The 2676-nt window shown below is 45.9% G+C and carries 2 protein-coding genes and 1 pseudogene; all 3 read left to right on the forward strand.

The features are described 5' to 3' along the window. A pseudogene (locus F6K38_RS28665) lies at positions 1-261 on the forward strand (glycosyltransferase); the annotation flags it as partial. 390 nt (positions 262-651) lie between these two features. Continuing rightward, on the forward strand, positions 652-1635 hold the full coding sequence (locus tag F6K38_RS28670) for a KpsF/GutQ family sugar-phosphate isomerase (RefSeq protein ID WP_202970744.1): 984 nt from the start codon (positions 652-654) through the stop codon (positions 1633-1635). 63 nt (positions 1636-1698) lie between these two features. After that, positions 1699-2676 (forward strand): carbohydrate-binding protein (locus tag F6K38_RS28675; protein WP_287358464.1); only part of this gene is annotated, 978 nt, incomplete at its 3' end.

Genomic DNA, 2676 nt, shown 5'->3' on the forward strand with positions numbered 1-2676 from the left:
AAAGATACGAAGTTAATCCACTATACGAACCTCTACACTCAACCCTGGAAGTATACCAATCATCCCTATGGAGATCTATGGTTTCAGTACTTTAACGAAGCTAGGGATTGCGGTTATATAACCCAAACTGATATTGATTTAAGCCTTGTTCGTTCCTACGTCAGGCGTGATTTACTAGAGGGAAATTTCTCAACTATGGCTCGGGAAATAGCTTCTTTAAAAAGGGCGATTAAATCCGTTAAAAAAACTAGTTGGTTTTAAGTAAGCATTCAGCGGTCAGCGGTCAGCAGTCAGTGGTCAGCAGTCAGCCGTCAGCCGTGAGCTTTTAGCTCACGCTACGCGAACAGCTTTGTGGCACAGGCTTCTAGTTTGTGGCACAGGCTTCGACGCTGTGACGAATGCCTATGTTATTCAAAAGCTGATAGCTGATAGCTGATAGCTGATAGCTGATAGCTGATAGCTGATAGCTGATAGCTGATAGCTGATAGCTGATAGCTGAATACTTACGGTTTTAAGTTACTTAAAACTCCAATAAAATAGCCTATAATCGACTTATGTATGGGGAATTTAAGGAGATAAAAATTAAATCATTTAGTTTAGGGTATATCTACTTATATTACCCCAATTATAGACAGATATATGCAGTTCCTAATGGAAAAAACTTGCTTTTCACAGGTTGTTGAAAGGCTAAAAATAGAAGCTGATGCAATTACTCTAGCTGCCAATCGACTTCAACCTCAGGAAGTTGAGCAAGCTGTTGAGCTTTTAGCTAATTGTCGAGGTAAAGTGGTATTGGTGGGAGTTGGCAAGTCAGGAATTGTAGGGCGTAAAATTGCTGCTACCTTGACGAGTACGGGGACTCTAGCAACCTATCTACATCCAGGGGATGCTATGCACGGTGACTTAGGGAGCGTCACCTCTTCAGATGTGGTTGTGACTTTGAGCAACAGTGGTGAAACCGATGAGCTTGTGGCTGTAATGCCTTACCTCAAGCGTCGGCAATTACCGATTATTGCGATTGTGGGCAACCTGAACTCTACTCTTGCTCGCAATGCAGATGTTGTGCTTGATGCTTCCGTTGATCAAGAAGTGTGTCCTTTTAATCTTGCTCCAACTACCAGCACAACGGTTGCTCTGGCAATTGGAGATGCTTTGGCAATGACACTAATGCCAATTAAGGGGCTAACGCCAGAAGATTTTGCTCTGAATCATCCGGCAGGACGTTTGGGTAAGCGCCTGACTTTGAGAGTCGCAGACTTAATGCACAAAGACCAAGACAACCCTGTGATTTCCCCTCAAGCCAGCTGGATTGAAATTGTTGGTGCTATCACTAAAGGCAGTTTGGGAGCAGTCAATGTAGTTGACGATAAGGGTGAACTTTTCGGAATTATTACTGACGGTGATTTACGACGTTCGATTGCCAAAATCAAGCCAACGGAGCTAGAACACCTCAAGGCAGTAGCAATTATGACTCCCAATCCGGTAATGGTTCAACCTGACCAACTGGCTTACGATGCCTTACAGCTTATGGAAAATCGGACTTCTCAAATCTCCGTGTTGCCGGTGGTGGATAAACACAAACGCTGTATTGGCTTACTTAGACTCCATGACATTGCTCAAAGTGGTATACTTTGAGCAAGCTTGAAGAAGCATCTACCTACTCGTGTAATAGGAAATAAAAATTATTAGGAGTAGGTTATGAACTCTGTTCGCATCGAAGCAGAAGACTACAATACTGGTGGTCAAGGGGTAGCTTATTACGATCTTGACCCTGGCAACAATGGTGGAGAGTATCGCTTTGAGGATGTGGATATTTCTGACAGCGGCGATGTAGATGGCACGCCGCTGGTGGGTTGGATTGAGTCAGGAGAATGGCTGACCTATGAGGTCACCATTCCCAGTTCCGGGACTTATCAACTCGAAGCTCGTGTGGCTTCTGCACTCAATGGCAATCATAGCTTCCAAGTCAGTCTAGACGGAGAACAGGCTAGTGTGAATTTGGGCAACACTGGTGGCTGGAGAACTTGGCAGACGATCGAGTCTTCCCAAGTGCTCAGCCTCAGTGCCGGGACTCATCAATTGCGCCTGGATGTACTGAGTGGGGGCTTCAACATCAACTACATTGATTTGATTCCGGTCTCACCATCTGTGACCCCAACTCCTGAGGTCGGCAACGGCAATAATGGTGGTACAGATAACAACACCTCTAATCAGGGCAACGGAATTGATACTATAACTGATGTTCAGGCAAGCGGCTCTACTGTTCGCATCGAAGCAGAAGACTACAATACTGGTGGTCAAGGGGTAGCTTATTACGATCTTGACCCTGGCAATAATGGTGGAGAGTATCGCTTTGAGGATGTGGATATTTCTTACAGCGGCGATGTAGATGGCACGCCGCTGGTGGGTTGGATTGAGTCAGGAGAATGGCTGACCTATGAGGTCACCATTCCCAGTTCCGGGACTTATCAACTCGAAGCTCGTGTGGCTTCTGCACTCAATGGCAATCATAGCTTCCAAGTCAGTCTAGACGGAGAACAGGCTAGTGTGAATTTGGGCAACACTGGTGGCTGGAGAACTTGGCAGACGATCGAGTCTTCCCAAGTGCTCAGCCTCAGTGCCGGGACTCATCAATTGCGCCTGGATGTACTGAGTGGGGGCTTCAACATCAACTAC

It is taken from the genome of Moorena sp. SIO3B2 (assembly GCF_010692525.1).
GTDB lineage: Bacteria > Cyanobacteriota > Cyanobacteriia > Cyanobacteriales > Coleofasciculaceae > Moorena > Moorena producens.

What these genes read in the sequence shown, in the direction of transcription:
- F6K38_RS28670 (WP_202970744.1), top strand. Translation starts at nt 652, where the DNA reads ATGGAAAAAACTTGCTTTTCACAGGTTGTTGAAAGGCTAAAAATAGAA.